The 25,050-nt window shown below is 56.8% G+C and carries 27 protein-coding genes and 3 pseudogenes; 13 read left to right on the forward strand and 17 right to left on the reverse strand.

The features are described from left to right. Nucleotides 1-38: 38 nt before the first annotated feature. The 3 genes from JXQ78_RS09110 to JXQ78_RS09120 all read right to left on the reverse strand — a co-directional run bounded on the left by JXQ78_RS09110 (nt 39) and on the right by JXQ78_RS09120 (nt 2,570). Entirely contained in the window at nt 39-224 is a 186-nt protein-coding gene (locus tag JXQ78_RS09110; RefSeq protein ID WP_330630459.1) for a DUF7333 family protein, read from the reverse strand. A gap of 40 nt (nt 225-264) precedes the next feature. Then, the gene (locus JXQ78_RS09115) at nt 265-1,104 is read right to left on the reverse strand and encodes an aldo/keto reductase (protein ID WP_330630460.1); all 840 of its coding nucleotides are present in this window, start codon (nt 1,102-1,104) and stop codon (nt 265-267) included. Between the two features lie 92 nt (nt 1,105-1,196). Next, nucleotides 1,197-2,570 carry a geranylgeranyl reductase family protein gene (locus JXQ78_RS09120; RefSeq protein WP_330630461.1) on the reverse strand — a complete coding sequence of 458 codons (1,374 nt, stop codon included), beginning with the start codon at nt 2,568-2,570 and terminating at the stop codon, nt 1,197-1,199. Nucleotides 2,571-2,923: 353 nt separating this feature from the next. Here JXQ78_RS09120 and JXQ78_RS09125 point away from each other — a divergent pair, with 353 nt between their 5' ends. Genes JXQ78_RS09125 through JXQ78_RS09135 form a run of 3 tightly spaced genes read left to right on the forward strand, consistent with a single transcriptional unit; the run spans nt 2,924 to nt 4,744 of the window. After that, nucleotides 2,924-3,217, forward strand: coding sequence for a ubiquitin family protein (locus tag JXQ78_RS09125; RefSeq protein WP_330630462.1), 294 nt, complete (start codon nt 2,924-2,926; stop codon nt 3,215-3,217). Between the two features lie 56 nt (nt 3,218-3,273). Further along, nucleotides 3,274-3,867, forward strand: coding sequence for a DJ-1/PfpI family protein (locus JXQ78_RS09130; RefSeq protein ID WP_330630463.1), 594 nt, complete (start codon nt 3,274-3,276; stop codon nt 3,865-3,867). A gap of 25 nt (nt 3,868-3,892) precedes the next feature. Further along, nucleotides 3,893-4,744 (forward strand): DUF7351 domain-containing protein, encoded by an 852-nt coding sequence (locus JXQ78_RS09135; RefSeq protein ID WP_330630464.1) that lies wholly within the window; start codon nt 3,893-3,895, stop codon nt 4,742-4,744. Here JXQ78_RS09135 and JXQ78_RS09140 read toward each other — a convergent pair whose 3' ends face one another. Both JXQ78_RS09140 and JXQ78_RS09145 read right to left on the reverse strand, forming a co-directional pair. Continuing rightward, the gene (locus tag JXQ78_RS09140; RefSeq protein ID WP_330630465.1) at nt 4,745-5,449 is read right to left on the reverse strand and encodes an archaeal proteasome endopeptidase complex subunit alpha; all 705 of its coding nucleotides are present in this window, start codon (nt 5,447-5,449) and stop codon (nt 4,745-4,747) included. Next, nucleotides 5,449-6,072 (reverse strand): Ntn hydrolase family protein, encoded by a 624-nt coding sequence (locus tag JXQ78_RS09145; protein WP_330630466.1) that lies wholly within the window; start codon nt 6,070-6,072, stop codon nt 5,449-5,451. The genes JXQ78_RS09140 and JXQ78_RS09145 overlap by 1 nt, the downstream gene beginning before the upstream one ends. A 105-nt stretch (nt 6,073-6,177) precedes the next feature. Between JXQ78_RS09145 and JXQ78_RS09150 the strand changes: the two genes are divergently transcribed. From JXQ78_RS09150 to JXQ78_RS09160, 3 genes are read left to right on the forward strand one after another with little or no spacing between them, the layout of a single operon-like run. Further along, nucleotides 6,178-7,014 (forward strand): lipoate--protein ligase family protein, encoded by an 837-nt coding sequence (locus tag JXQ78_RS09150; protein ID WP_330630467.1) that lies wholly within the window; start codon nt 6,178-6,180, stop codon nt 7,012-7,014. A gap of 27 nt (nt 7,015-7,041) precedes the next feature. Then, nucleotides 7,042-7,869, forward strand: a complete 828-nt coding sequence (locus tag JXQ78_RS09155) for a deoxyribonuclease IV (RefSeq protein ID WP_330632814.1) — start codon at nt 7,042-7,044, stop codon at nt 7,867-7,869. Between the two features lie 4 nt (nt 7,870-7,873). Beyond that, the gene (locus tag JXQ78_RS09160) at nt 7,874-8,671 is read left to right on the forward strand and encodes a class I SAM-dependent methyltransferase (RefSeq protein WP_330630468.1); all 798 of its coding nucleotides are present in this window, start codon (nt 7,874-7,876) and stop codon (nt 8,669-8,671) included. On the opposite strand, the gene JXQ78_RS09165 is transcribed toward JXQ78_RS09160, so the two are convergent. Together JXQ78_RS09165 and JXQ78_RS09170 are read right to left on the reverse strand one after the other, a co-directional pair. Then, nucleotides 8,668-10,425, reverse strand: a complete 1,758-nt coding sequence (locus JXQ78_RS09165) for a cbb3-type cytochrome c oxidase subunit I (protein WP_330630469.1) — start codon at nt 10,423-10,425, stop codon at nt 8,668-8,670. The genes JXQ78_RS09160 and JXQ78_RS09165 overlap by 4 nt on opposite strands. 152 nt (nt 10,426-10,577) lie before the next feature. Beyond that, on the reverse strand, nt 10,578-11,063 hold the full coding sequence (locus JXQ78_RS09170; RefSeq protein ID WP_330630470.1) for a DUF6789 family protein: 486 nt from the start codon (nt 11,061-11,063) through the stop codon (nt 10,578-10,580). Between the two features lie 79 nt (nt 11,064-11,142). On the opposite strand from JXQ78_RS09170, the gene JXQ78_RS09175 reads away from it, so the two are divergent. From JXQ78_RS09175 to JXQ78_RS09185, 3 genes are read left to right on the forward strand one after another with little or no spacing between them, the layout of a single operon-like run. After that, on the forward strand, nt 11,143-12,084 hold the full coding sequence (locus JXQ78_RS09175) for an ABC transporter ATP-binding protein (RefSeq protein ID WP_330630471.1): 942 nt from the start codon (nt 11,143-11,145) through the stop codon (nt 12,082-12,084). Then, nucleotides 12,081-12,905, forward strand: a complete 825-nt coding sequence (locus JXQ78_RS09180) for an ABC transporter permease (RefSeq protein ID WP_330630472.1) — start codon at nt 12,081-12,083, stop codon at nt 12,903-12,905. The genes JXQ78_RS09175 and JXQ78_RS09180 overlap by 4 nt, the downstream gene beginning before the upstream one ends. Nucleotides 12,906-12,952: 47 nt before the next feature. Beyond that, nucleotides 12,953-13,576, forward strand: a complete 624-nt coding sequence (locus tag JXQ78_RS09185) for a rubrerythrin family protein (protein WP_330630473.1) — start codon at nt 12,953-12,955, stop codon at nt 13,574-13,576. Nucleotides 13,577-13,640: 64 nt separating this feature from the next. On the opposite strand, the gene JXQ78_RS09190 is transcribed toward JXQ78_RS09185, so the two are convergent. The 3 genes from JXQ78_RS09190 to JXQ78_RS09200 form a co-directional block, all read right to left on the reverse strand. Next, nucleotides 13,641-14,330, reverse strand: a complete 690-nt coding sequence (locus JXQ78_RS09190; RefSeq protein WP_330630474.1) for a DNA-directed RNA polymerase subunit epsilon — start codon at nt 14,328-14,330, stop codon at nt 13,641-13,643. 51 nt (nt 14,331-14,381) lie between these two features. Further along, complete coding sequence (locus JXQ78_RS09195; RefSeq protein WP_330630475.1) at nt 14,382-14,960, reverse strand: DUF7090 family protein; 579 nt, start codon at nt 14,958-14,960, stop codon at nt 14,382-14,384. 110 nt (nt 14,961-15,070) lie between these two features. Further along, complete coding sequence (locus JXQ78_RS09200) at nt 15,071-15,850, reverse strand: DUF7089 family protein (RefSeq protein ID WP_330630476.1); 780 nt, start codon at nt 15,848-15,850, stop codon at nt 15,071-15,073. Nucleotides 15,851-16,048: 198 nt separating this feature from the next. On the opposite strand from JXQ78_RS09200, the gene JXQ78_RS09205 reads away from it, so the two are divergent. Then, nucleotides 16,049-16,459 (forward strand): hypothetical protein, encoded by a 411-nt coding sequence (locus JXQ78_RS09205; protein ID WP_330630477.1) that lies wholly within the window; start codon nt 16,049-16,051, stop codon nt 16,457-16,459. A 16-nt stretch (nt 16,460-16,475) separates the two neighbouring features. Here JXQ78_RS09205 and JXQ78_RS09210 read toward each other — a convergent pair whose 3' ends face one another. The 5 genes and pseudogenes from JXQ78_RS09210 to JXQ78_RS09230 form a co-directional block, all read right to left on the reverse strand. After that, nucleotides 16,476-17,087 (reverse strand): OapC/ArvC family zinc-ribbon domain-containing protein, encoded by a 612-nt coding sequence (locus JXQ78_RS09210; RefSeq protein WP_330630478.1) that lies wholly within the window; start codon nt 17,085-17,087, stop codon nt 16,476-16,478. Between the two features lie 18 nt (nt 17,088-17,105). Further along, complete coding sequence (locus tag JXQ78_RS09215; protein ID WP_330630479.1) at nt 17,106-17,480, reverse strand: DUF2073 domain-containing protein; 375 nt, start codon at nt 17,478-17,480, stop codon at nt 17,106-17,108. A gap of 5 nt (nt 17,481-17,485) precedes the next feature. Then, nucleotides 17,486-18,016, reverse strand: a pseudogene (locus JXQ78_RS09220) (Era-like GTP-binding protein); the annotation flags it as partial. A gap of 6 nt (nt 18,017-18,022) precedes the next feature. Continuing rightward, nucleotides 18,023-18,610: pseudogene (locus tag JXQ78_RS09225) on the reverse strand (Hint domain-containing protein); the annotation flags it as partial. Continuing rightward, nucleotides 18,584-18,682 (reverse strand): annotated as a pseudogene (locus JXQ78_RS09230) (GTP-binding protein); the annotation flags it as partial. The pseudogenes JXQ78_RS09230 and JXQ78_RS09225, both read right to left, overlap by 27 nt. A gap of 990 nt (nt 18,683-19,672) precedes the next feature. Here JXQ78_RS09230 and JXQ78_RS09235 point away from each other — a divergent pair. After that, nucleotides 19,673-21,190: a Cdc6/Cdc18 family protein gene (locus JXQ78_RS09235; RefSeq protein ID WP_330630480.1), complete on the forward strand. Its 1,518-nt coding sequence runs from the start codon at nt 19,673-19,675 to the stop codon at nt 21,188-21,190. 1 nt (nt 21,191) lies between these two features. On the opposite strand, the gene JXQ78_RS09240 is transcribed toward JXQ78_RS09235, so the two are convergent. Further along, nucleotides 21,192-21,929, reverse strand: coding sequence for a S26 family signal peptidase (locus tag JXQ78_RS09240; RefSeq protein ID WP_330630481.1), 738 nt, complete (start codon nt 21,927-21,929; stop codon nt 21,192-21,194). Between the two features lie 215 nt (nt 21,930-22,144). Continuing rightward, nucleotides 22,145-22,531 (reverse strand): hypothetical protein, encoded by a 387-nt coding sequence (locus JXQ78_RS09245; protein WP_330630482.1) that lies wholly within the window; start codon nt 22,529-22,531, stop codon nt 22,145-22,147. Between the two features lie 145 nt (nt 22,532-22,676). Between JXQ78_RS09245 and JXQ78_RS09250 the strand changes: the two genes are divergently transcribed. Both JXQ78_RS09250 and JXQ78_RS09255 read left to right on the forward strand, forming a co-directional pair. After that, nucleotides 22,677-23,861 (forward strand): aspartate kinase, encoded by a 1,185-nt coding sequence (locus JXQ78_RS09250; protein ID WP_330630483.1) that lies wholly within the window; start codon nt 22,677-22,679, stop codon nt 23,859-23,861. Nucleotides 23,862-24,032: 171 nt separating this feature from the next. After that, nucleotides 24,033-25,043: a PstS family phosphate ABC transporter substrate-binding protein gene (locus JXQ78_RS09255; RefSeq protein WP_330630484.1), complete on the forward strand. Its 1,011-nt coding sequence runs from the start codon at nt 24,033-24,035 to the stop codon at nt 25,041-25,043. Nucleotides 25,044-25,050 lie beyond the last annotated feature (7 nt).

The following is a 25,050-nucleotide window of genomic DNA, read 5'->3' on the forward strand; positions in this document are numbered from 1 at the left end:
CCACCGTAACAAAACTGCCTACTCAAGCTCCGGACCGGTCAGTGAGTTGCCCGATACTCGCCGTGTTTGACCCCAATGAGAAACACCAGCACACCGAAGATGAGCAGACCCGCGCTGATCATCAACGAGAGGGTCGTCCCCATTGGACTCGTGATTGTACCGCCGATCAACAGTGCCAACAACACGACGAGCGCACCGACTGCGTTGGTCTGTGTGAACTCCATGGCTGTCGTTTGTGTGAATCCTGGTTAAGGGTTGTGCGGGTTACCAGGAGCTGGGAGCGAACGATGGATGAACCTGCCTGTCCTCGCGGTCAATCGCGTCAATTGTACGCACTTGCTCTTGATCGAGTGACAGAGACGTTGCTGCGAAGTTGTCGACGATGTGGTCGCGGCTCGTTGCCTTGGGGATCGAGCGGACATCGTGTGCGTCCAACCAGGCGAGGCTAACCTGTGCCTCGCTGACGCCATGAGCGTCGGCGATATCGGTGAGCTCTGGGATGTCGAACACGTCGCCGCGTGCGAGCGGTGAGTAGGCCACCAGCTCGATGTCGTGGCGCGAGCAGTACTCTCTGAGTGCTTCTTGTTGTAACAATGGATGACACTCAACCTGAACGGCGTCAATGTCCACGGACGCAGCCTCCTGGACCTGGTCTAGCTGCTCAGGGGTGAAGTTGCTGAGTCCCACGTGTTCGATCAGTCCTCGCTCTTTCAGCTCGGCAAACGCCGACAGTGTCCTCTCCGGGTCGAAGTTCTCGACCGGCCAGTGGACATACAACAGATCGACGTACTCAACGCCGAGTCGATTGAGACTCGCTTCGGTTGAGGAGATCACGTCATCGTGGGCGAGATTGTCGTTCCACACCTTCGTTGCCAGGATGATATCGTCGCGATCGACGGCGGCCTGTTCGATGCCAGCACCGACAGCGGCCTCGTTGCGGTAGATCTGTGCGGTATCAATGTGGCGATAGCCCAACTCAAGCGCCTGTTTGACGCTCTGGGTGCACTGTTCGGGATCTTCGTTCTGCCATGTGCCAAGACCGAGCGGTGGCAGCGTCTGGACGGTACGGCCGCTCATTGGAGCGCCAGTTGAATCGGCAGTCATGCAGGAATCTTTCGGGTGGAGCGAAAAAAGGGGTTATGGATGCGAGTGCCGTCCGCTGGGCGACAATCGCTTGAAGGCGTGGGTGTAGTATGTCAGTATTTCGGATCGGCGTCCGTGATTTCATACACCTCATCCAGCACGTCGTCACGGCGTTGTTGCCAGTCTGCTAGCCCACTCGCGGTCGTCGGATAGTCGTCGTAGATTGCTTTCAGTTCGGTTGCTTTCTGGTTAACGCGGTGGAGATCGTACAGCATCCCCCAGTGACCAAACGTCTTGACAGCCGTTTTGACCTTCGTAGCCATGCCCATCGCCGTCGAGCCGCTCTTGGCTACGGTTTCGGCGAAATGCTCGGCCGGAAGCTTCGTGACCACGTCGAGAATCTCGTCGAGTTCCGTGCCACTCCCCCAGATGTTGTACAGATCCATTGCGGCAAATCGCTTGCCGAAACCGGTCATTACGCGGTGGTTGTACTCCCAGAGCGCGTCTTCGTCGTCGAGCGTGCCCGCTGCGATCGCCTCAATTGCGGCGTTGGCTGCCCAGTGGCCGGCCTTTGCGGCGCCGGGGATTCCACCACCGGTGATTGGATTGACGTGGGCGGCCGCATCGCCAACGGCGAGATAACCGGGCGCAACAGCAGAGTCGTACGGCCGTCGGGTAGGAAGTGCCGCACCGAGTTTGTTTTTCACGCGCGCGCCAGCAAACTCGGCGCGCTTTTTGAGATCGTCTTTGAGCACCTCAACGAGCTTCATCGGCGGTTTGTTCATCTGAAAGCCGAGCCCGACATTGATTTCGGTGGCCGACCGCGGGAAATACCAGAGATAGCCGAGTTCTTCGGTGGGTTTAAACACAAGCGTGTCGGCCCAGTCGACGGGCTCATCTAGCTCAATAACTTCGCGATACGCCGAGCAGAACTGTGTGTAGTTGACGTTGGTGTCGAAGGTTGAATCGGAAAAATCAACTTTTTCCTGGAGCAACGAGAGTGCACCGGCCGCATCGATGACGATGTCCGCCTCGTAGTTGGTGACCGATCCGTTGCGCGTTGCTTTGACACCACGGACGCGGTCGTCCTGGATGACGTCGTGGACGACCGTGTCGTATTTGATAGTGGCACCCTGACGATCTGTCTCTTCGAGCAACACCTCGCCGTAGCGTTTGCGATCGACAACCGCTCCAGTGACACCACCGAAGCCGAATTCGAGCGACTCGCCGCTCTGTGGATTCTCGAACCGGGCACTCGTGATCGACTCGTTCGTGAACGATTCCTCGCGGAGGTGATCGAGATCGATCGTGTCCGGAAACGTGCTCTTTCCCTTGACGGCATCGCCACAAGCTATGTGCCCCCGCTCGTCCTCGCTCTTGCGCTCTAACAGCGCAACCGACAGCCCCTCGCTGGCAACAGTCGCTGCAGCAAATGCCCCCGCCGTCCCACCACCGACGACGATTACATCATAGGCTTCCGCAGGCATGTATCGGATTTATGTTTACCACCATAAAAATCGGTCGTATGGCCGCCCAGCGGACGCTACAGCAAACCGAAGGGTTGTGGCGGATATTGCCAGTGGGTGTGGTGTCATCGGACAATGAATGAGGTGTTGCGGTTGCTCGTACTGTCATCTCCGGAGTCTTTATCGGGCCATCTCCGGGGATGTGGCACAACGTCGGTCTCCATAGGTTGGCCACAACCTCTCAGTTTGTTGCATTTCCGGGGAGAAAACAACGACACTGGGACAGAGAAGACCCACAGAGAGAATATCTCCCACAGGAACGAGTTTTTCGATCGTGAGTAAATTATTTCATCCAGGAGCCCTTACAGAGGTGTATGTGTGTGCGGGTCGAACTGAACGGCGTGCTAACCGTACGAACTGGGGTTGAGCGATCGAGCGTTGAGGTTCCGGACGAAGCGACGCCTGTTGACATCGTTGAGGCACTGGAACGCGAATGTGGCCCGCAGATTCGTCCAGCACTGTTGAAGGGCGACCGGCTTCGCTCGGATACGGTTGCCATCCGAACCTCCACTGATGGCTCCCAGCAGCTCACCAGCCAGAGCACGATCCGCGACGGCGACACGGTTCGTTTCGAATTCGAAGATCCCGACCTGCCGGCGTACAACTGAGACGGATCATTGCGCCGACCAACAGCTGTTATTCGACTCACGTTCAATTTTGCGTGATGCGTTCAACCACCATCCACTGTTGTTTGTTCGATGGAGCCGACGAACTGGACGTTCTCGGGCCATACGAGGTATTTTCGTGTGCCCAGCGATCTGGTGCACCGATCGAACCGACGCTCGTCGGGCTCGATTCGACGGCTCCGATTCGAGCAAACCACGGCACGACGATCGAGCCGCAGGCGACGCTTGGCACTCCGGACGTGGTTGTGGTTCCGGGTGGCGGCTGGAGCGACGAGAAGGGCGGCGTTCGTGTGCAGGTCGAAGACGGTGCGCTCAGCGACCGGCTCGTCCAGCTTCACGAGGAGGAGACGGTGATCGCGTCGGTGTGTACTGGAGCGATGGTTCTCGCGCACGCAGGCTTGCTCGATGGAAAAGCGGCGACGACACACGACACGGCAAAAGAAGATCTCGAGGCGTTCGAGGCCGTCACCGTGAGCGACGACCGCTACGTTGATGCGGGCGACGTGCTCACCGCCGGCGGTGTCACTTCGGGGATCGATCTTGCGCTGCATCTCACCGAGCGGTTGGGCGACGAAACGACAGCCGAGACGGTGGCCAGCGAGATAGCCCACGAACGGGCCCGTTCAGTTTAACCAGCCTGAACACCAACGAGATCCAATGGGTGAGACCCGCTCATCGAGCGAGGCGTTCCAGCCGCTTGGAAACGAACAGCGGACGGCGGTGATTGAGGCGTTGTACGACGACGGCCCCAAGACGCAATCGTTTTCTGCGCTGGCCGAGGCAATCGAGGCCGACACGACTGCCGGATTCGCCTATCATCTCCGGCAGCTTACCGGCCATTATCTCCGAGAAACGGAGAACGGCTATACGCTGACCGACGCCGGGGTCCGGGTTGCACGGGCAATCGAATCCGGGGCGTTCACCGAAAGCATCGATCGATCGCCAACGGAGATCGACGACCCCTGTCCGTTCTGTGACGCAAGCGCATTGGAGGCTCAGACACACGACAACACTGTCACTGTGCGGTGTTCGTCCTGTGAGGCCAGCCTCCTCCGACTGGCATTTCCACCGGGAGGTCACCGCACCCACACGGACGAAACGATCCCGACGGCCGTCAACCGGCTGTATCGCCATCGGATCAACACGCTCTGCGATGGGTTCTGTCCGACGTGTGGGGCAACGGCGCAGGCAACGATGAACCACCGATCCGTCGGAGAGCTAGAGCGCGCACAGGTCCATCTGGCCTGTACGCGGTGTGGCTATCAGATCGACTGTCCGGTGACGGCAACCGTGCTCGATCACCCGGCCGTCGTTTCATTTTACTACGAACGAGGCGAGACCCTGGAGAATCGACCGCTGTGGAACGTCGGCAGCGAATGGGGAGAGCGCGTGCTCAGCGATAATCCCTGGTGTGTCCAGGTGACCACGACGATCGACGGCGACGAACTCGCGTTGCTGGTTGGTGAGGATACGACCGTCGTCTCGGTCACAGAAACGAGTGGAGTCTGATCAGACGAGCGCTTCGACAGCGTCGCGATCGAGCGTCCGAAAGCCATCTTCGTCGATCACGGCGACCGAAACGTTTTCTGCGTCCATCGAATCGTCCTCATCATCGAGCAACACGGAGACGGCGAGCTCGGCAGCCTCGTCAGTGTTGACTTCTGGGTCGTACTCCGTCTCGAGTGTCGATTCGATCTCGTCGCTGCTCCCACCGATGGCTATTGCCTGCCACTCATAGGAGGTACCCGACGGGTCGGTTTCGAAGAGCTGTGGACGTCCGTCAACGTAGCCACCGACGAGCAGGGCAGCTCCGAACGGGCGGGTGTGTCCGGCCTGGGTAAACTCCTGGATGTGTTCGCTGATCTCGCTGGTGAGCTGTTCGGGCGAGATCGGCTGGTCGTAGCTGAGTCGTTCGATCTGTGCGGTCTGTCGCGCCTCTTCGACGAGCTGGCGAGCGTCTGCGACGTGACCCGCGCTGGCAACGCCGTTGTGCTCATCGATTTTGTGAAGCTTCTCGATGCTGCGTGGTTCGAGCAGTGGCGAGCGAATGCGTCGTTCTGCGGCGAGAACGACGCCATCGGTCGCGCGAACGCCGACGCTCGCACCGCCCCGGCGAACCGCCTCCCGGGCGTATTCGACCTGGTATAAGCGACCGTCGGGCGAAAAGAGACTCGTCCCGCGATCGTACGCCTGCCGGTCATCCTGTCCCCGCATTAGGCCACCTCCGTAGACTCCGTGTACGAGTCGATCATCACGTTTTCGGAGGTAATACGCGCAACGGTGATACCATTACCGCTTGCGGTATCCCGTTCGGTGGCACTTTCGACTGCTTTGGCGGCGACGGTTGCCCCCTCGTCCATGGAGAGGCCCTCCTCGAACCGCCCTTCAAGGACGCCGATCGCGAGTTGCATGCCGCTGCCACTGGCCGTATAGGGCGCTTCAGTGACGCCTCCTGCTGGATCGATCGAGAAGATTCGCGGCCCCGATTCGTCGACGCCGCCGAGCACAGGCATCGACCGTGTGCCACGGAGAAGCCGCCCGGCCGTCTGTGCAAGCGCATCCATCCCCATCTGTTCGCCACGACGAGCCTCGTAGAGATTCGCCGTCGAGCGAAGCTGGCGGATGAATGACTGGGCACCACCGACAGAACCAGACATCGTCACCGCGGCCGACGGGTGGACCTGCTCGATCTTGATGGCCTGTTTGTTCGAGACGAACTTCCCACCAAGGCTGGCGCGACGGTCAGCAGCCAGGACGACACCGTCGGCCGTCACCAGTCCGACCGTCGTCGTTCCGGTCTTCTGGATCTGTGTCTCGGATCCATCATTGGATTGCATACCTGAAGGGAGTGGCTCGGTTCGGAAAAGGACTCGCTAAAATATTCTGTAGCAAGCGGGTGGATCGATCAGGAGGGTTTTTGTCTGGGCCGACGTATGCGCTCCATGCTCGATACCGAGGCCACGGAGTGGCGACTCATCCCCGAAGAGAGCCGACCAGGGCCGATGTGTATGGCGCTGGACGCGGTCGCGGCCGAGACGGCGGCCGCTGGGGGTCCACGGACCGTTCGCGTCTATCAGTGGGAGCCCGCAACGCTCTCGCTTGGATACCACCAGAACGAAGCGACTATCGACTGGGAGTACTGTACAGAGCAGGACATCACCGTCACCAGACGGCCCACCGGTGGCGGGGCGATCTACCACGACGCGTATGGTGACATCTCCTATTCGATCATTGCGCCGGCTGACGAGCTGCCCGGTGATCTGATGACCTGTTATGAGCAGCTCTGTCAGCCGTTGTTGACGGCGTGTGCGTCGATGGGCGTGCCAGCCGATTTCGCCGAAGAACCACGAGAAGCACTCTTCGAACCCGCGTGTTATCTCAGAGATATCCATCCGGCCCACGACATCGTCTACGACGGGAAAAAACTGAGCGGCAACGCACAGTATCGACGACGCGACAGCGTGATCCAGCACGGCTCACTCACCTACCGGGCGACACCAGAGCGAACGCGGTCGTGTTTCGTCGAGCCCGCCACGTCGATTGAGGCTGTCGAATCGCGAATTACCGGGATCGAAGCACACGTTGGGCTTGATCGTGAAGACTGTGTGCGCGCACTCGAATCCGCGCTCGGCGAATGGGCACACGCTGAGGTCGGGACCTGGAGTGATACGGAACTTGATCGAGCACGCACGATTGCAAACGAAAAGTTCGATGCCGACGCCTGGAACCGATCGGGGACCGATCCGTTGGCCGATACCGTCACACAACGAAGCGGATAACCGCACTCAGTGGCTACTGCGGATATGATCAGAGTCGGTGCACACGTTTCGATCGCCGGCGGAGTCGACAACGCCGTCGGGAACGAACTCGATGTCGGTGGGAACTGTGGACAGATTTTCACCCACTCTCCACAGGTGTGGCAGGACCCCGATATCGGAGCGAAAGAAGCCGAACGGTTCCGAGCTCAGACCGACGCGGAGCTCAACGGGCCGTGGGTAATCCACAGCTCGTATCTGGTGAATCTCTGTACGCCCAAACCCGACCTCCGTGAGAAATCTGCCGCCAGCATGCAGGCCGAGATCGATGCAGCCAGCACGCTCGACATCGAGTACGTCAACGTTCATCTCGGTGCACACACCGGCGCAGGCGTCGATACAGGACTCGAAAACGCCGTTTCCGTCCTTGATGAGCTATCGATTCCCGATGACGTGACGGTGCTCATCGAAAGCGACGCCGGGAGCGGAACGAAGCTTGGTGGCGAGTTCGAACATCTCGCAACGGTGCTCGAACGATCCGAGCAGGAGCTCGATGTCTGTCTCGACACTGCCCACGCGTTTGCCGCGGGCTACGATCTTTCCTCGGCGGACGCCGTCAATGCGACGATCGCAACGTTCGACGACGTGGTGGGGCTCGAACACCTGCGCTGTATCCATCTCAACGACTCGAAACACGCACTTGGCACCAACAAGGACGAACACGCGCACATCGGCGAGGGCGAGATCGGCGAAGACGGCATGCGCGCACTCATCAATCATCCTGCACTCGAAACGATCCCCTTCGTGTTAGAGACACCTTCCGAAGATGGGAAAGGATTCGAGTGGAACATCGACCGGGTTCGCGCCCTTCGTAACTAGGCTCGTGCGACGGTTTTCCGCACGCTATCTCGAAGACACTCGTCGAGGGATGTGGGATGGTTCGAGAGACGCACTCGCTCCCCTAGAACTCGACAGCCACGAGCTGATCGTCGACGTTGGCGCAGGAACTGGTGAGCTCACCGCCGTCCTCACAGAAGAGAGTCCGGCCACCGTCGTCGCCGTCGATCGCGATCGGTCGTTGTTACAATCGTTCGACGGATCCGGGGTGCAATCGGACGCGATGGCGCTCGGGATGGCAGACGACACGGCCGATCTGGTGGTGTGTCAGGCGCTGTTGATCAATCTCCCCGATCCTGGGCGTGCACTCGGCGAGTTTAAGCGGTGTAGCAATGACCGCGTTGGCGCGATCGAGCCGGACAACAGCCAGGTTCACGTCGAATCGTCCGTCGGTGCAGAAACACGGCTCACCCGAAACGCGCGCGATGACTACATTACGGGAGTTACGACGGACGTGGCCCTGGGTGACGCCAGCACACTGTTCGAAGATACCGGGTTCGAAAACGTAGAGACGCGTCGATACAACCTCGTTCGAACGATCGAACCGCCATACGATGAACGAGCGATCCGCGCGGCCAAACGAAAGGCGACGGCCTCACGGCTCGCAACGCAAAGAGAGACGTTGCTCGCGGGCGGGATGACAGTTCAGGATTACGAACAGCTCCGAGAGGACTGGCGGGAGATGGGCCGCTCGGTCGTCAAAGCGATGCAAAACGAGACTTACAATCGGAGGGAAACGATCCCGTTCTACGTGACGACCGGAACCGTTCCAGAGAACGCCTAGTCGCCACCGAGTTCGGCACGCCGTTGTTCGAGTCGCCGTTCGAACCACTGCCACTCGGGCGTGAACTGATCGATTGACTTGAGATTCCACACGTCGGCATCGAGAACGATCGGGCCGATGCGAGCGGACTGGACCATATTGTAGAGCCAGATGACCGTACCAAACAAGAGAAGATACGAGCCTGCGGTTGCGAGCTGGTGGATGAGTGCGTACTCTTCTGGGTAGGTGGCATACCGGCGTGGGAGTCCGAGCAGACCGAGAAGCAACAACAGGCCAAAGGTGAGCAACACGCCAACGATGCTGAGCCAGGCGTGAGCCTTCGCCAGCAGCGTATCGTACATTCTGCCCGTGAGAATTGGATACCAGTAGTAGCTCGCCGCAAACGCTGCGAACGTGATCACCCCCATCACGATGAAGTGGAAATGGCCGACCACGTAGTAGGTGTCGTGATACAGCAGATCGATGGGGATTGACGCCAGAAAGACGCCAGTCACCCCACCGATGATGAAAAAGCCGACGCCAGAGACACAAAATAACATTGGCGCGGTCAGTCTGATATCACCGTTCCAGAGCGTCGTCATCCAGTTGAACGTCTTGACCGCACTCGGCACCGCGATCGCCAGCGAGATTGCCATGAAACTGGCTCGAATTCGTGGGTCGATCCCGGTGGTGAACATGTGGTGTGCCCAGACGCCAAACGACAACACGCCGATCGCCAGCGTGGAGTAGACCACGAACTTGAATCCAAACAGCTTTCGTCCCGCAAATTTCGGGAGTATCAGGCTCACGAGACCGAACGCCGGGAGAACGAGAATATAGACCTCGGGATGGCCGAAAAACCAGAACAGATGCTGGAACAAGAGCGGCCCACCGCCATCGACAGTGTAGAACGTCGTCGAGAAATTGCGATCCAGCAACAGCATGATCAGTGTCGATCCCAACAGTGGAAATGCAAACAGAATCACCGAACTCGTCGTGAGCATCGTCCAGGTGAAGATGTCGAGTGTGGCCCAGTTCACCGCTTTTGCGCGCTCGGTGAAGATCGTCACCAGGAAATTTATCGCCCCGAGGACGGTCGCCAGCCCGCTGAGATGGAGCCCTAACAGAAGGAGATTGATCTGTGGATTTTTTAACTGAAGCGATAGCGGCGTGTAGAGCGTCCAGCCCAACGCCGGTGGTTCGAGTGCCCACAACACGGCGATATCAATGCCACCGAGCGCGAGTCCCTTTGCGATCACCTCCGTGATCAATCCCGCCCGAACGAGCAGATACGCCGGTGGGAGTATCCAGAACGCAATCGCGTTGATCCGGGGATATGCCATGTCGTCGGCACCGATCAACAGTGGAAGAAAGTAATTTCCGAGCGCGTAGAACGCTGGCGTTGCGAAAAATAACAGCATTGTCAGCCCGTGCTGGGTGAACAGCGCGTTGTACGTCCCTGGTTCCCAGGGGCCAGCACCCGGCGTGAGCAGCTCCGTCCGAATCATGATCGCATCGATGGCTCCCCACATCGCGGTTGCAATCCCAAACACTGCGTACAAAATTCCGATATCCTTGTGATCAACCGTTGTCAGCCACCGCCGGAGACCCGTCGGCTTGGTCGACACCGTCGGTGTTGTGGTTCCAGCCGAAACACCTCCATCTGAGCGTACCCCGGCCGACCGCCACCCGGACCGAAAGACCAACAGCACACAGAGCAGACCCAGCACGAAACAACTGACGACGACCCCAGGAACGGTAGCGTTTCCGATCATAACTGTCACTGACTGGTTCTCAAAAAATACACGACCATAGTAGAAATATCTGTGCGTTTTACGTACTTTTAGTTTATTTTTTGTTATTTTATTCTGGTGGATGTGATGGGTTTGTGGCGATCACTCGGACGTGACACAGCGCTGGTATGGTGTCACTCGGACGTCTCCCGGAGGTTGGCGTAGACGACACCCAGGGTGAATCCATACGCGACGTGTGCAATGAGTGTCAGCGCACCAAAGACGACCAACAGGGGAAACTCGAGATTGCCACTTCCCGTGATGACGAACACGACCCAGAGCACGAGTCCCAGAAAGACGCCTCTCGTGGCCGGATCCCGATCATCCCCCATCGATTGCTCAAGGGCGACAAACAGCAGTGGCCACGCCAGTACACCGGCCACAACAAACAGTGCAAAGCCGACAAAAACCTTTCCAGGGAGACCAACGAATCGCGCGATCACGTCGAACGTTCCGATCTGGCTTCGGGTCTGTACCTCCGTTAGAATCATGAGCAACGAGAGGACTGCCGTCCCGGCAACACCACCAGCGACAGCACTCAATGGCCGATTCATCTCGATCGCCTCAACGATGGCCGGGCGCAAAAGCCTGGCTTGGAAGCTACTCGAGAAGTTTTTCATACATATCATCAATAGTGATCATCCCAGATGAAATTGAAACTCTTATTCATCTCTTGGAGGTAATCCTATGTGATTAACTGTGTCTGTGATTCGTCTCGAAAACGTGCGTAAGGAGTATGGAGAGCTTACAGCTCTCGATGGCGTGGATTTATCGGTTAAGTCAGGTGAGGTGTATGGCTTTCTCGGCCCAAACGGTGCCGGAAAATCCACGACGATTAACGTGATTCTTGATTTCGCTCGACCGACGGCAGGCACGGCGACGGTATTCGGAATGGACGCCACCGAAGAGAGTCAGGCGATCCGCGAGCGAATTGGCGTGTTGCCCGAGGGGCTCGATCTGTACGGTCGGTTGACTGCGCGCCAGCACCTCGAATTCGTTCGCGAGTCCAAGGGCGTACCATCTGATGCAATCGACTTCGAAGCGATCGTTGAGCGGGTGGGCATTCCCGACGCGATCGACCGGAAAGTCGGGGGCTTCTCGAAGGGAATGCAACAGCGGTTGGCGCTTGGTGCAGCCCTGATTGGCGATCCGGAGCTGATTATCCTGGATGAACCGTCGTCCGGATTGGACCCAGAAGGCGTCCGCACGATGCGAGAGATCATTCTCGAGGAGGTCGACCGAGGCGCGACGGTGTTTTTCTCGAGTCATATCCTGGATCAGGTCGAGGCCGTCTGCGATCGAGTTGGCATTCTTCGCGATGGAGAGCTTGTGGCCCAGGGCCCGATCAACGAGCTGCAGTCGTCGATGGGTGGCGATTCAGTGCTGGAGATCGAAACCAACGGGAGCCAGTCTGGAGCGATTTCGGCGGTTGAGTCGGTCGCTGGGGTTTCGAGTGTCACCACGAACAACGGCACGGTGACAGTCCGATGTTCGCCACCGGCGAAAATCGACGTGCTGAACACGATCCAGGAAGCTGGCGCGACTGTCGAGGACTTCTCACTCGATGAACAGTCGCTCGAATCGCTGTTCATGTCGTACACTGACGATGAGTCGGCTGCGAAGACGGAGGTGCGCGCATGAGCACGCTCACTGTAGCCAAGAAGGATTTCCAGGATGCAGCCCGGTCGCGACTGCTCGCTGGGCTGATTGTGGTGTTTGCGCTGTTTCAGACGGGGATCATCTACTGGATGACGCAGGTTACTGCTGGCGGCGAGTCGATCGAAATGGCGAGCGTTCTGGATCTAATGATTATTCCAACCTACATTCTGTTGCCGATCATCGGCACAATGATTGGGTATAAATCGATCGTTGGAGAACGAAATTCGGGGAGTTTGAAGTTCCTGCTCGGGCTTCCACACTCCCGGCGAGATGTAGTGCTTGGAAAGTTCCTCGGGCGGGGATTGCTCGTTACTGTTGCCGTCCTAGGTGGCTTCATCGTCGGCGGTGGGTTGCTGTTCGCATCCACGTCGTCGTTCGATCCGGCCGTCTTCGTGGGCTATGTCCTCACGACAATTTTGCTCGGGGTCACGTTCGTCGCGGTCGCGGTGGCGTTTTCCTCGGTGACGAAATCTACCTCGATTGCAACCAGTGGGGCAATCGCGCTCGTGATGGTGTTTTTATTCCTCTGGAACGTCGTCATGATGATCGCCAGTGAGCTTGCCATCAGGGCAAACCTGATGGATCGATTGCAGCCAGGAGAGATCCCACCAGACTGGTATCTGTTCTTGCAGAATCTGAATCCCACGAACGCGTACGCGAACGTGATCGCCTCGCTGGTCGGAAATTCTAGTGCAATAGACAGCGTCTTCACAGAGGACTGGTTCGGCCTGCTGGTGCTGGGTGGCTGGATCGTCGTGATGGTCGGGCTTGCGCTGATCCGGTTCGAGCGAGTCGATCTGTAGCTGTCGCGGTCGGCAGCTACAAGAAAGGCGCGCCAGTAACTGTTGGCATGACAGACGCTTCGTTCGAAGACGAGCTTCGCGACGAACACGCAACCGAACTCTCACGGCTTGGTTCCTCGAAGGCGTTGTACGCCGATACTGCCGGCGAGATGGAAGCAGAGACCGTCCTCGCTGCGGTTGCCGACGCAGAGTATGCGGCCACAGAGACGTTTGACTCCTGGGCAACGTCGGAATCCAACGCAGTGGCATCGGTATTCTCGGCGGTTGCCACACAGGAGCGCGATCACTACGAGACAGTCATCGATGCAATTGACGGGGAACACGAACCGGCGAGTGAGCCATCCGCCCTGCAGGCAACGCTGCGCGAACAAACGGACACGTTCGAACGGATCGGTGCATTCATCGGTCGGACAATCGTGGCCGAAAAATCGAAAGAGCAGGTAACCGGCTTTTTCGTCGGCCAGGCGGACCCACAGACCGCGCAGACGTTCCGATCGATGGGATCAGACCTGGACGAACAGCTCGAAAGTGGAGCCACACTGCTCAAGGAGTGCGACGAATCCGAACGTGAACGAGCGTTCGACGCTGCGAGCGATGCAATTACTGCAGCGTATGATGAGTACACAGAACAGCTAGAAGCGATGGGAGTCAATCCAAAACCCGTCTGTTGAACGGACTAACTCCGTCTATATCTTCACCTTATCGCCAGAGCCACTTAAAGGAACGAGCGCTCGATCAGAGATCCGGAAGCGACGAATCCCGATCTGGATTGCGACCGTAGGCGACGCCGTGGAGTTCCTGTTCGTCAAGTTGTTCTTTGAGCACCCGGCGAAGACGATTGAGACTCGTGGTGTCGAGATCCTGTTGCTCACAGAGATGCCGAAACGCTGGATCATCGGTAAGCGAGGTGAACTGCTCGTACAGCGTGGCCATCCGTTCTGGACTCTGTGCCTGAATCCAGTCGGTGTCATCGAGTCCAAGATACCGTTTGCGGTCGGTGTCGACGACGTGTCGAATCACGACGAGCGCGACGGTCTCAATCGCACGACGGCTGCCAAACGCCGTCAGGTCCAACTCGATCATGACGCCGATTGCCCGATCGCGTTGCCAGGGCGTCAGCGACAGCGATGTGGTTAGTGCGTGCGTAATCCGGAGTTTATCGAGACGGTGGGCCCGTTCGCTGTAGCCTTCCATCGCCGGATGGCGTTCTTCGTGAAGACGGCGAATATCGTCCGAAAGATCGCCATCTGGACTGTCCGCACGGCCGATGCGTGTTGCGCTCGGCGTGACGAGCCCCCACCGCCGAACGGTTGCATCGCGCGCGAGCGCCGACCGCGAGACGGTACCGTCACCCGGCCGGCGGCTCACCGATGGCGGACCAGTTGGGCTCCCTGTTGGTTCGTCCGACGACTCGCTCTCTCCCATGTCTTTCAGTTGACTGACTACAGGGTAAAAGCTGTGGACGATCGGGCGTCCCTAGAAATCGCAGCTGACCGATCCATCGTCGTTGAGATGGATCGAGCCGTCGAACAGTTCGCTGAACTCATCGACAACCGCATCGCTGTGTACCGACGCTGCAACGTGAAACAGCCCAACAGCGTCGTGGCGATCGATGAGCGAGACGATCCGTTCGATCGCGTTCACCGTGCGCTGTTCGTTCGAGTAGTAGGCCATCTCCGTGACGGAGTCGATGCTGATCCGTAATTTTCCATCGTGGGCCTCCAGAAAGGTCTGAATCGCGTCGATCATCCCATCGAGATCTTCGGGTGAAGGCACGTATCGGACGTTGGACGATGAGCGGCGTGAATACCCACGCTCAATCGAAAGCGTATCGAGAATGACCGCCTTCGAAGCGTCGACATCGTAGTGGTCCAGTTTCTGTTTTACCTCACGTGCGGTCGTCCGAGTGGATAAGATGAACAGATGGTCGGTGTCGGTTTTGAAAAAATCGGTGTCGACGCGGTCCGTTTCTCCTGTGCTGGGATGTAACAACATCAGGCTCGTTCCTGCCGGGACGGTTTCTGGTGCGGCCGTTATTGCGAGTCGATAATCCATAATGTCGTACCTGATCGCCACCCCATTAACCTTTTGTCAATCAGATGTGTTTTCTATCGATTCGGTTTCGGAGGTGGGCGTTCACGAGGCGTACAGTTACTACGCCATTCCTAGGATGTAAGTTTATCGAAGGTTTTTTCGGCCCAAACGATTCCATACTCAGGTCCTCCTTCTCGGTAAGCAGCGCTGTCGAGCACGTCGAACGGGGTTGGAATGGCCACGTCGTGTTTGATGGCGCTACAGGCGAGCTCTGCGGCGTCAGTAAAGCTCGTCCGACCGGTGGCAACCTCTCTAGAGAGGTCGTCGAGCCGTGGTTCTAAGCGCTCGCCGGCATCCTGCCAGGCCCCAAACAGCGCGGGGTGATCGTCCGAGAAGCGTTCGAACTGCGACTGGGTGTAAAGGCCCCGATAGGCATCGAAGAGTGCTACGGCCAACTGGAAGGTGTCGGTTGGTCCAAGCGGGACTGCCGCGTCGAGATCGAGATACGACTCGCGGAAAAATCCCAGACAGTTTTCCGGCAGGGACTGGCCGATCTCACAAAGCGCTTCGGCGATCAGAAACTCCACGAACGACGCTGGAGACCCTTCGAGTCTGGCCTTTACGAAGACGACCGGTGGATCCGTTTGACTCGTCCAGGCGACACCACCGTCACCGGGGAGACCGATCGCAAACGGCTCTTCAAGCGTGGTTCGGAGCTGTGCTGGAGCACTCTCTGGAAGCCACGATGGATCGTAGGAGATCGGATCGATTGTTTCAACCAGGAGTCCCAGCTCCTCCGCTCTGGCAGTTTCTAGCGTCTGGAAATCTGGGGTGTCGACGATGAGTGCTCCTGGTGCAATCGACGATCTGACGGCGTCTACTGATTGCGATACGTCTCGCCGGTCAAACATCAGGCGAACAGCACTCCAACGACGACGAGCGACAGGATCATTGATCCACAGACAGTCCCGAGTACGACCTTCGTTGCCATGCTCATACGCCCAACTCACACTCCTGGCGGCTAACTATGTTGTGGTTCGACACCACCCTCGATCGTGTGTCCTCGTAGGTAGTTTTTCATACTATACGTTATTGGTATTACTATACCTATGAGAGATACAAGTGAGAATGCGTTGTCGTCCGTCCGTGATCGGAATCTGTGTGGGTTCACCCGGTTCGTGGTCGTTGGGTCGCCCGTACAGATCGGCGTGGGGGAGGCAGAACAAGTGCTCTGTAGCGGGCCAATATCAATTGCACAGCTCATTACAATCGGTCTGGGGTTGATATCGACGTATCTGATCATCAAAGGAGTTCTGAGATTGATGATGGGCGTCGACAACGCGGGTGCAACTGAACTGGTTGGGAGCGACGGAATCCGTCGCACCAAAGCCGCCCCGGCGTACGGCCGTCGACAGGCCCGTGGGGGGATCTATTCGGTTCTTGCTGCGCTGTTGCCAACGATCGTCCCGGTGTTACTGGGTGTGGCAGGAATTAACGTGGTTAGCTGTCTATTTCCGTGATCGAGGTTGTGAACCATCAATTTTCGTTCGATAGCCAGGTTTCGGGCATCTGAATGACATAATGGCCATTTTCCTGGAGGGCAATGATATACTCTTCTCTGCCGTAGAGTTCCATCAAATTGAGCTCGTACTGCCCGGGTTCGAGGATCTTGATCGACTCGAACTGATCGTTGAGCTCTGCTCTGAGTTCGGCGAGATCGGGTTGTTCGCCGGTCGGTTCGCGAATCACGCGCCCGTCGCTCGGCGGCGGTGATGGCCCCGTCGGTGGGGAATCGTCAGTCTCGGGGAGTTGATCAGGATGGACGAACTCGGATCGAGCCATTGCCTGTGCCGAATCTTCGGGTTGTTCGGGAGAAGCGGACGCAGACTCCGATTGCTCTGTGTCCGCAGTGTCGCTGGACTCGGTGGGTTGTCCAGTCATCAACTCTCGCATCATCGACGTGGCCCGGCCCACGTGGGTACCGACGGCTCCTCCCCTGGGTTGGGGTGGTTCTTCGGTGACGCCATCTTCGTCCGAATCTTCCGGCCTGAACTGAAACGTTGTGCCGCCACAATCCGGACAGCCCGACAGCATCTCCTTTGAACCATCTCCAAATACACATCCGCAGTTCGTACACTGGTGTGCCATTAGCGCTCGGTTCGTCTCTTACTGTGTTACGAGTGCTCGAATCAAGTTTTCGTCCTTGTGAAGCGTCTCGATGCGGTTCGCTGGTCCTATCACGGTCAGTTTGTTCGGCGGGTTGCGCCCGAACAGACGGCTGAACAGTCCTGGTTGACTCTCCTGTTGGGGGTAGCTCTCGATTTCAATCCCGGTAAACTCGTCGGGACTGATCTCATTCATCGTTACTTCGATGAGCTTTGACTCCTCGTCGGGAGAGAGTCCTTCTTCAAGGATGACGATGTTGCCGTCGCGGACACCATCGATTATCAACCGGATTTTTTCCATGCTCCGGAGACTCTGCATCCGCTCTCGACTAACGAGATCGATCTGCACCCCGTCAGTCATCGTTATGTCAGCCATCTAGTTCACCCAAAGTACTCCGCTATCTTATCGTAGACCTCCTCCATATTTTCTCCTTCTAGTGCAGACAGTGGAACCACCTCGTGTTGTGGGAACGCATTGACGATACGTTGAATGCTGGCATCGTCAAGATCGATCTTGTTCGCGAAGATCAAGACCGGAAGATCACGACTCTCGATAATACCGACGAGCATTGTGTTCACCTGTGTGAACGGATCACTCGTGCTATCGAGGACGTACACCACGCCGTCTACGTCCTCGCGCAACCAGTGCATCGCTTCTGCGACGCCTTCAGTTGCCTCACGAGAACGCCGGACGGCGTCCTCTTTGTTCATATCATGCTCGAGAAATTCATTGTAATCGACTTTTGTCGTGACGCCCGGTGTGTCCACGATATCGATCGTTACTGTCGAACCGTTGCGTTTTATCTCGACGTTCTCCTTGCGGCGGGCCCGCCTGGTTTCGTGTGGAACGTGGCTTTCGGGACCGACCGCATCGCCCGTCCAGTCGCGCGCGATTCGATTGGCGAGCGTCGTGTTGTGAACCACGAGCCCAGAGCCAGTGGTGAACGTGTGGTGTTCGGGGACGGTCAGATCGTAAATATACCCCGTGTATGATGTGGGCTCTATTGCACTCACGGTGTCCCAGGTCAGCGACAGGTCCGCGACAGGGTCTGTGCGCGAGGAGTGGGCTACAACACCACCATCGGTGAACAGTCGTGATGGCGGCGTCGAAACCGAAGCCACGGTTGTCCCCACGGTTAGCTCGCTGGCTGGCGTCTGCGTAGGACGATCAGAACCGGCAACGATGAACGGATGTGCAGGGCTTACAACCACTTCTCTGCCCGTTTGTGTTTCAACCCGGAACAGCTGGCCGTCGTAGGACTGACGGAACACGTGCGAGACGGTCGCCGGAACGATCTGCTCGGTTTGGGTCATCGCTGGGACGCGAACGCCCGCGTCCGCACAGGAAAGCCAGGTCTCGTTGGGGGCGGTGCTGACATCGGTGGCATCCGGACACCGTCGTTCGACGGTTGAGAACACCGACTCTATTGGGGTGCAGGTGCCGTCTGCGAGCAACACCTCCTCAGTTGCTCCAAGGCACTTTCCTGCGTTCGGTGGCCCATAGATGCCTATCCGCCTCGGTTCGCTCCCCGAGAACAGTCGTGAAATACTGTCTTTGATGCTCGCTATCAGACCCATCCTAACGCGCTCCTCCCACGGCCAGCGGCCGCGTATACCCCAATACCCAAGCCGATGTACTTAAGCGTGCGTCAGACAACCATATTTTAGCTTTGGTATTATATTTGCTACGTTTCATATGTGGTCCTATTTCAATCGGGCTGCCTTCGATTAATTGCTCGGGAGCCATTGTATTATCAGTTGGTTTTCAGTGGACCTGAAAGTGGTCCAGGTCGTGTAGTCCCAAAGATTGTTGTCGTCGATCTGTATTCAGTTGTGCCGACAGGTGATCTGTAGTTATTGTGATGTCTCACCGTAACCCCCCCACCCCTTCGTTTCTACTGGAACGCTCACAGCCGTCTCCTCGATCCACGGATATCGGAAGTATATGACGGTGCCTAGTGGGTTTTCAGAAGGTTCGTCGTTGAAAGATAACGAACTAGCACTAGTTAGTTCAGCGAAAAAACGAACTAGCTAGAAAGCAGCCTAGAAACAAAGAAAACAAAATAATGTATTTTCTTTCTCTTCCACGGTTGTGGTTTAGACTCTTATCTAATAAAGATTCCTCTATCTAGCTAGCATCGTGGGTGGTGGGGGGACCCCCCACCCCCGTTGATTTCGACTCCAGTAGAAACGAAGGGGTGGGGGGGTCTAGAGAACATTGTTACCAAACGTCGAGGGAAAAACACACACGATCAACACTCACTGTCCTCATTCGGATATTCACCAATCGTGATGATATTCCCAAATTGACACCAGATGCTGATGAGAGTTGGGCTACCGACATTGGGTCATCAACATAAATATCGAGGGGGATGGATCTGTATTCGAACCAACTGTAACCGACCGAACCATAACGCTTAATTAGGATCTCTACCTGTTGTTCCCCTGCGTCAGGTGGACATTGGGTGTTCAACCGACACGGTGTAGACACGCTATATCGATACATTACCACGGATATGAAGATTGCGCGTCCCGTTTCCACCTGAAACGAAGGGGTATGTGTAAGGAATGACCGAGACTAATGGAGACGGCGAAACCGAGCCACTGTTCGAAAGTTCGTCCGTTCAGTCTACAGAAGATGACGATACCGGGCCAACAGCACAAGATACGCTCTTTGATGGCCTTCCGAGCGAACAGGAGGCTTCACGAGGACTGTTTGACGATCTATTGAGTGGGGAACCAATTTTCGAGAACAAAGAGGTACTCCGTCCCTCGTACACACCGCGACGACTTCCGCACCGTGAAGAACAGATCAACAACATGGCCACGATTCTCGTAACCGCGCTTCGTGGTGAGACGCCGTCGAACATTCTGATCTATGGAAAAACCGGAACCGGAAAAACGGCCTCGGCGAAGTTCGTCAGCGAGGAACTCGAAAGCACCTCTGAGAAGTATGCCGTCCCGTGTGACGTGCAGTACATCAACTGTGAGGTCACGGACACACAGTATCGTGTGCTCGCACAGCTTGCCAACACGTTCATCGACGAAAACGAAAAGTACATCGAAGAACGGCTATCGACGCTCTCTGCACTCCATGAACGCGCGAGTGAGAATACAGACGCACTCGCAGACACCGCGTTCGATTCGGTGAACGAGATCGACGACCGAATCACAGAGCTAGAAGCCGATCGTGAACGCTTCGAGAGCGTTCCAATGACTGGCTGGCCGACCGATCGAGTGTACACCACCTTTTTCGAGGCCGTCGAGTACGACGAACGCGTGGTCGTGATCATGCTCGATGAGATCGACAAACTCGTCGAGAAAAGCGGTGATGACACCCTGTATAACCTCTCCAGAATGAACTCTGAACTCGAAAACTCTCGGGTCTCGATCATCGGTATCTCCAACGATCTCAAATTCACTGACTTTCTTGACCCTCGTGTCAAATCATCACTCGGCGAAGAAGAGATCGTATTTCCTCCGTACGACGCCCCACAGCTCCGTGATATCCTCCAGCATCGTGCGGAGGTGGCCTTCAAAAGCGGAGCGCTCTCTGATGGGGTCATTCCGCTGTGTGCTGCGTTTGCCGCCCAGGAACACGGTGATGCCCGTCGTGCGCTTGATCTACTACGCACGGCCGGCGAGCTTGCAGAACGAGACCGCACGGATTCCATCCAGGAAGACCACGTTCGACAGGCCCAGGAGAAGATCGAACTTGACCGCGTGGTCGAAGTTGTCAGAACGCTCCCTACCCAATCGAAGCTGGTTCTCTACGCGATCATTTTGCTAGAGCGCCAGGGTGTCAGAAATATCAACACCGGCGAAGTGTTCAACATCTACAAACAGCTGTGCACCGAGATCGGTGTCGATGTGCTCACACAGCGCCGCGTCACTGATCTGATCAGCGAACTTGATATGCTTGGGATCGTCAACGCAGTGGTGGTGAGCAAAGGTCGCTACGGACGCACAAAAGAAATGGGCCTCTCCGTTCCACTTGAGGATACGGAGACGATCTTGCTCAGTGATTCACGACTCGCGGACGTAGAACAGGCCCAGCCGTTCGTTCAGGCTCGATTCGACGAGTGATTCAGGGGATAGGCATGCCAGCCCCACCACCAATCTGTGCTGGCGTGGTTCCAATTGGCCCTGCGGTGATCGATTTCAACAGCAGTCGAATCTCGCCGAGATACGGGATGCGGAACTTTGCGGTGCCGATAATCCATGACGGTTTGACGGGTTCGGACAACCCTGCAACCTGATCGTATCTGTCATTCTCGACTTTGTTGTCCCCCTTGGTAATGAATCCGGCGTGGGGTGCAGGACAGTTCGCTAACTCCTGGCAGTTTTGAGCACCGTTCAAATAGTCCTTGTTTGCCTTATCATACCAGTTTTCACCCGCATCTACCCAGAATCGTGCGCGGTGAATGATCGGCGTCTCAAACTCGTTTCCGTCCGGCTCATAAATAATAACGTCGCCGTAACTATTGAACGTCTTGTACTCATCGTCTTTTGCCACCTGAAAGGGAACGACGCCGGTGGACGATCCGTCAACAGTGACTGCGTTGTCACCCGAAAATCGGTGTTCTTCGGTCACAAAGACGAGATCGCCGGTGTTGATGTGGGGCTCCATGCTCGGGCTTTCGATTGCCACCATCGGTGGCCACACACCACTCACTCCAAAGAGAATGCCACCGACGAGAACCACGATCGCAACTGCGCTAACGATCTCTCGTATGAATGCAATAAACCCTCCCTCTGCGTTCCACACCCGTTTTAGCCAACCAAGTGCGCCGACTGGTCCGTCGTTATCACCGGGGTCTGCCATTACCTCCCAATGTGGCTCATCTCGTTTGAAGCTTCTGGGTTCTGGTCACTCCACCCGCAGGTGATTCCAGGAGAGAACGTTCAATTGATGTGAAATAATTGTAAAAACGCCGGTAGGATAGGCCGACTCATTTCAAATCTCCACACGAAACGAAGGGGTGTTGACGCCGCTCTAAACAGTCGGGACGGTCGCGAATGACGGGGGTTCGAGCGGTGTTAGGTGGGATCGAGCCGATACCGGAGTGTTTTGGTTCCCTCGAAGGTTGGTCCGTTGCCGTCCCGTTCGAATGCCGAGTTTTCGACTGCCTCTTTCGTCTGTGAGTCAGTCGCCGGCACCAGCAGTTCTACGGCCATCCCTTCTTTGTGGGCAAATCGAATCGGTTCGTCGAGCAACTCTTCACAGATGTCTTCGGTACCCTCGAGTTGTGTGATGTGAACCGTATCGCGCCGGGCGTCGAAACTGACGAATCCTTTTACGGTGTCGTCGGTTGCAGCGACCCGCACGGTACGATCATGGACGAGGTTTCGCATGACATCGCGTGGTGCCCCTGTTTTCGAGGCGAGTTCGTCTGCATCGGCTTCGGTGGCGTCCCGTATCTGCATATCTGGTGTAGGGTTCTCTATCAGTATAAAGCCCCATCGGTAGTGACACCTGATCGGCAAGGTTTCGGGTATACAGGGTACTTATGGCCCGCCGGTCGGTAGCCCCGACAATGAGCTACACGAATGTGCAGGGGGGAGTTGAGTAATGCGTGTTGTATCCAAATTCGGGGGGACGAGCCTCGGCAACGGGAATCGAGTGAATCGAGCGGCAGATTCTATCGCGGCCGTCGTTGAGCAGGGCCACGAAATCGCGGTGGTCGCAAGCGCGATGGGTTCGACTACCGACCATCTGTTGGATTCGATCACGTTTGACGCCGACGAAGCCGATCGAGCCGAAATCGTCAGCATGGGCGAACGGACGAGCGTCAGAATGCTCAAGGCAGCACTTTCTGCCCGTGGCATCGATGCCACGTTTTTAGAGCCTGGTGACGAAGAGTGGCCGATAATCACCAACGCGTGGGGTGAGGTCGATGTCGAGGAAACGAAAGCGCGCGCGAAGGTACTCGCTGATAGACTCGACAGCGACGTTCAGATCATCACTGGCTTTCTCGCACAGGACCACGCCGGAAACACAACGACGCTCGGCCGTGGCGGTAGCGATTCGACCGCCGTCATGCTGGGCAATTATATGGACGCAGATGAGGTCGTCATCGTCACGGACGTTGAGGGTGTGATGACCGGCGATCCACACGTGGTTGAGGGTGCGCGAAACGTTGGGCAGATCACTGTCGACGAACTGCGGAACCTCTCGTTCCGCGGTGCCGAGGTAATCGCCCCCAGCGCGCTGGGATATAAGACCGAGGAGTTCGGCGTTCGTGTCGTTCACTACCAGCACGGTGATCTCCTCTCTGGTGGGACGACGATCGAAGGCGAGTTCGAGAACCTGATCGATCTCAGAGACGAATCGCTGGCGTGTATCACGCTTGCCGGCCGATCCGTTCGAAATCAGGAAGGCGTCTTATCACAGCTTTCAGGAGCACTTGCCGAACAGGAGATCAACATCGATGCCGTCGCAAGCGGCATGGATTCGGTGACATTCTACGTGGATGAGGATCTCACAGAGCGTGTCGAAACCTTGTTACACGATGTTGTCGTCACTGATGATCGGCTCTCATCGATCACCGTTGAGACGGATATCGCCGTGATTCGTGTCACTGGCGGCGAACTGCCGAATCAACCCGGTGTCATCAGCGAAATCGTCCAGCCGCTCGCTACCGCCCACATCAACGTTCACGACATCATCACGAGTGCAACGAGTGTTGCGCTGTTTATCGACTGGGACGACCGCGAAGAAGCACTCGAAATCGTACAAAACGAGTTCACACACTGATCTTCGATCCGGCTGTATCGTTCTGTTCGACCACATTTTCCAAAGAACCGACAGTTTACTCCGTATGTCAATTGTTGTCGATGGATGAATACGGATGAGAATATATAGAGATGGAGATTCTACATACTATTTCCGCAAGTCTCATACGAGCTAATCGGCAATTCTCCGGTAATGCCAGCCGAGAGGCTTCATGGTTACGGCGTAACACGTCGACAGTTCGTCGCTACAACAGGGGTGGCGGGCGTCGGGGCGCTTGCGGGGTGTACGGCAAATCCGAAACTCAAAGAGCCCGGTGATGGTTCCGATGGGCCTGGAAAACTCTCGGGGAACGTCGATATTGCGGGGAGTTCGACGGTGTATCCGCTCTCAGAGGCCGTTTCTATTCAGTTTAATTCCGAACACCCGGATGTGGACGTTTCACTGAGTTCCACCGGAACGGGTGGTGGATTCAAGAACTTTTTCAGCCAGGGAAAAACCGATTTCAACAACGCGAGCCGTCCGATCAAGCAAGAAGAACGGACACAGTGTGAGAACAACGGTGTCACTCCGCTTGAACTCCGCATTGCGACGGACGCGTTGACAGTGATCGTCAACACGGATGCCGACTGGGTTGAGTGCGTGACAGTAGCCGAGTTGAAACAGATCTGGGAACCAAACGGGGCGACACACTGGAGTGATGTTCGTCCTGAGTGGCCAAACGAACCGATCAAACGGTACGGGGCGGCCGATACCTCGGGAACGTTCGATTATTTCACCGATGTGATCGTTGGAGAAGAAGGGTCTCAGACTGACGATTACTCCGCAACGGAAAAGGACAACATCATCGTCCAGGGGGTAGAGGGGAACAAGTACGCGATCGGTTATATGGGATTTGCCTACTATCAGTCCTCGAAAGATCGGATCAAGGCGCTTGCCATTGATGATGGTGATGGATGTGTCAAACCGTCGATCGAGACCGCAAAAGACGGTTCGTACACACCACTATCGCGTCCGCTGTTCACCTACGTCGCAAAAGAGTCGCTGTCGGAGTCGCAAGTGGCTGCTTTCGCCCGATTCTTTGTAGAACAGAGCACCAATCAAGGGGTCGTCACCGATCAGGTTGGGTACGTTCCCAACTCTGAGACCACCAAAAACGAAATGCTCGAGAAACTGAACAGCGCGATGGAATCCACGGGGCCCTGAGGAGGCG

Source organism: Halocatena halophila (assembly GCA_027563145.1).
Classification (GTDB): Archaea; Halobacteriota; Halobacteria; order Halobacteriales; family Haloarculaceae; genus Halocatena; species Halocatena halophila.

Excerpts from the sequence above, each read along its gene's own strand:
- JXQ78_RS09215 (WP_330630479.1), bottom strand. The coding sequence starts at position 17,480 with ATGGCTGACATAACGATGACTGACGGGGTGCAGATCGATCTCGTTAGT.
- JXQ78_RS09120 (WP_330630461.1), bottom strand. The coding sequence starts at position 2,570 with ATGCCTGCGGAAGCCTATGATGTAATCGTCGTCGGTGGTGGGACGGCG.
- JXQ78_RS09110 (WP_330630459.1), bottom strand. The coding sequence starts at position 224 with ATGGAGTTCACACAGACCAACGCAGTCGGTGCGCTCGTCGTGTTGTTG.
- JXQ78_RS09185 (WP_330630473.1), top strand. The coding sequence starts at position 12,953 with ATGACAGACGCTTCGTTCGAAGACGAGCTTCGCGACGAACACGCAACC.
- JXQ78_RS09140 (WP_330630465.1), bottom strand. The coding sequence starts at position 5,449 with ATGCGGGGACAGGATGACCGGCAGGCGTACGATCGCGGGACGAGTCTC.
- JXQ78_RS09240 (WP_330630481.1), bottom strand. The coding sequence starts at position 21,929 with ATGGCAGACCCCGGTGATAACGACGGACCAGTCGGCGCACTTGGTTGG.
- JXQ78_RS09135 (WP_330630464.1), top strand. The coding sequence starts at position 3,893 with ATGGGTGAGACCCGCTCATCGAGCGAGGCGTTCCAGCCGCTTGGAAAC.
- JXQ78_RS09130 (WP_330630463.1), top strand. The coding sequence starts at position 3,274 with ATGCGTTCAACCACCATCCACTGTTGTTTGTTCGATGGAGCCGACGAA.
- JXQ78_RS09145 (WP_330630466.1), bottom strand. The coding sequence starts at position 6,072 with ATGCAATCCAATGATGGATCCGAGACACAGATCCAGAAGACCGGAACG.
- JXQ78_RS09165 (WP_330630469.1), bottom strand. The coding sequence starts at position 10,425 with ATGATCGGAAACGCTACCGTTCCTGGGGTCGTCGTCAGTTGTTTCGTG.
- JXQ78_RS09180 (WP_330630472.1), top strand. The coding sequence starts at position 12,081 with ATGAGCACGCTCACTGTAGCCAAGAAGGATTTCCAGGATGCAGCCCGG.
- JXQ78_RS09205 (WP_330630477.1), top strand. The coding sequence starts at position 16,049 with ATGAGAGATACAAGTGAGAATGCGTTGTCGTCCGTCCGTGATCGGAAT.
- JXQ78_RS09200 (WP_330630476.1), bottom strand. The coding sequence starts at position 15,850 with ATGTTTGACCGGCGAGACGTATCGCAATCAGTAGACGCCGTCAGATCG.
- JXQ78_RS09170 (WP_330630470.1), bottom strand. The coding sequence starts at position 11,063 with ATGAAAAACTTCTCGAGTAGCTTCCAAGCCAGGCTTTTGCGCCCGGCC.
- JXQ78_RS09210 (WP_330630478.1), bottom strand. The coding sequence starts at position 17,087 with ATGGCACACCAGTGTACGAACTGCGGATGTGTATTTGGAGATGGTTCA.
- JXQ78_RS09195 (WP_330630475.1), bottom strand. The coding sequence starts at position 14,960 with ATGGATTATCGACTCGCAATAACGGCCGCACCAGAAACCGTCCCGGCA.
- JXQ78_RS09250 (WP_330630483.1), top strand. The coding sequence starts at position 22,677 with ATGCGTGTTGTATCCAAATTCGGGGGGACGAGCCTCGGCAACGGGAAT.
- JXQ78_RS09255 (WP_330630484.1), top strand. The coding sequence starts at position 24,033 with ATGCCAGCCGAGAGGCTTCATGGTTACGGCGTAACACGTCGACAGTTC.
- JXQ78_RS09150 (WP_330630467.1), top strand. The coding sequence starts at position 6,178 with ATGCTCGATACCGAGGCCACGGAGTGGCGACTCATCCCCGAAGAGAGC.
- JXQ78_RS09245 (WP_330630482.1), bottom strand. The coding sequence starts at position 22,531 with ATGCAGATACGGGACGCCACCGAAGCCGATGCAGACGAACTCGCCTCG.
- JXQ78_RS09115 (WP_330630460.1), bottom strand. The coding sequence starts at position 1,104 with ATGACTGCCGATTCAACTGGCGCTCCAATGAGCGGCCGTACCGTCCAG.
- JXQ78_RS09235 (WP_330630480.1), top strand. The coding sequence starts at position 19,673 with ATGACCGAGACTAATGGAGACGGCGAAACCGAGCCACTGTTCGAAAGT.
- JXQ78_RS09190 (WP_330630474.1), bottom strand. The coding sequence starts at position 14,330 with ATGGGAGAGAGCGAGTCGTCGGACGAACCAACAGGGAGCCCAACTGGT.
- JXQ78_RS09125 (WP_330630462.1), top strand. The coding sequence starts at position 2,924 with ATGTGTGTGCGGGTCGAACTGAACGGCGTGCTAACCGTACGAACTGGG.